Source organism: Rhodococcus sp. (in: high G+C Gram-positive bacteria), assembly GCF_049286785.1.
Classification (GTDB): Bacteria; Actinomycetota; Actinomycetes; order Mycobacteriales; family Mycobacteriaceae; genus Rhodococcus_F.
The window spans coordinates 1-1794 of the sequence record NZ_JBAQEO010000689.1 but is presented as its reverse complement, the minus strand read 5'-3'; the positions used below and the strand labels follow the sequence as shown (position 1 = coordinate 1794).

Annotated in this window: 2 protein-coding genes; one reads left to right on the top strand and one right to left on the bottom strand. The window is 66.3% G+C overall.

Translation table 11 applies throughout. The annotated features are described in order from the left end of the window. Positions 1-301 precede the first annotated feature (301 nt). Positions 302-583, top strand: coding sequence for a hypothetical protein (locus WAW17_RS25010; RefSeq protein ID WP_422335575.1), 282 nt, complete (start codon positions 302-304; stop codon positions 581-583). A gap of 706 nt (positions 584-1289) precedes the next feature. Here the strand turns inward: WAW17_RS25010 and WAW17_RS25005 are convergent. Further along, positions 1290-1565, bottom strand: a complete 276-nt coding sequence (locus WAW17_RS25005; protein ID WP_422335574.1) for a hypothetical protein — start codon at positions 1563-1565, stop codon at positions 1290-1292. Positions 1566-1794: the final 229 nt, after the last annotated feature.

Below are 1794 nucleotides of genomic sequence, written 5' to 3'. Positions count from 1 at the left end.
CTACAAGCTGGGCACGCGGGCCGAAGCATCGGTCTGGGCTCCACGCCCTGCTCGACGCCGAGACTCCGGCCCCCCCAGTCCCGCCACCCGGATGATTCCCCGCCCCTCGGTGGGGATTCCCCGGCCCTCGGCGGTGTAAGGCGTTCGGCGGTGAAAGGCGTTTGGCTGACAGGGCGGAGCGGGTCGGATAAAACTGAGAGGGCATCGACAGTGACGCGGGTGGGTCACCCCCGCGGGACGATGGGAACCGGCCGACACCAACGTCCGGCGGCCGATGCGTGCAGCGAAGGAGCCAACGTTCGTGCTCGAGTACGAAATCCACCCCGTGATCCGCATCCCGTCCCCGCCCGCCGATCCGCCGCCGCTCCGGCGAACGACTCGTCCGGACCGGTCACCGACCATGGCCACAGGTCGGTGCCGGGTCGTGCGGCGATCCCTGGTCGACGACGATTCTGAACGGGAACCACACGGCGAGGACCCAAGCGAATCCTCGGCGCTACCCGACGATCCGATCATCTGGCCCGACCCCAGCCCGCTCACCGACTGGTGGGACCGGGTACTCGGCCCGCCCTTGACCACCTGAGGCCGCGCCGACTGCTCGCCCGTGTGAAATCCGTGCGGTCCAGCTTCCTCGTCTCGCGGGAAGCGCGATCATCGCGGGCGGGATGCGCTCTGCTGGGATCACACAGAGCCGGGAGGTGACGACCCACTCCAGCCGCCTGTGCGGATCGCCGACTCCGTAACCCATACCAGTGCAGTTGTCGCCGCCCTGGACCGTACCCAAGTCCAATCGGTCAGTGCCCTGACGTTGAGTCCGATCATGCTCGACCTGGGTCCGCCGGGTCCGCGACGACATCCGGCAGCCGTTCAACGTGATGATCTCCTACACCTCGGGACCGACACGCCGCGGTATCGGAACGGCGCCCATCTCGACGCCGTCCCGGTCCCGACACTCGGACGCGGCCAGGCATTGAGCAGGCCGCCCCCGCGCCATCACCACCCAGCGCGACGATCGGGCGCCACGGAACCCCGACGATCTGATCGAGCGGAACTGGGACGCACCGCAGCACCCGGACCAGTAGTGGGTCGCAGACTTCACTCGAAGAGGATGGCGCTCTGCTTCGCGTACACGGCGTTTCGCTATCGACGCGTTCGCCGGCACGATCGTCGACTGAGAAGTCGCACGGCTATTTGGTTCGGGGAAACCCTGTTCCTGCAAGGACTTCGGCCGTCGATCGGGTCGGTTGCAGACACCTCTGATAAAACCTGACGGAGACGACGCTCGGGCTCTACAGGGCCGAGTGCATCCCTGCGGATTCACCCTTCCACAAGGGCCCGCCGCGCACTGTCAGCGACGCCGAGGAGGCGGCCTCGGCCTGAAGTTGTTCTTCCCGTTGCGGGTCCCACGGTGCGATGTCGCCGCGCACGCTCCGTGCCATGGCAGCTCCCTCACTCCAGGCGAAGGCCACGGGCACAGCCACAACCATGGCTATCACAGCGACTCCGGCATCGAAGGCAAGGCGTACGCCGCCGAGTGCGCTGGCGATCGTTTCGGTAACAGCCATCAGGTCCTTCTCCGTCTTTTCCGAGGGCCGCAGCGGAAAGGAACCCGACCAATGTCGCCATCGGCAGTGCTGCGCCCGTGAATCAGTGGTTACTTAGCGAACGTTACGACAGAGTTCTCCAACTAGCGAGTAAGCGAACGGACCGCCGGTTTTCACTCCCGCACCACAATCGATAGAACCCAAGCCCCCGGTGCTGAGGCACACCGCGTTCATCCACACGGTGTCCGCG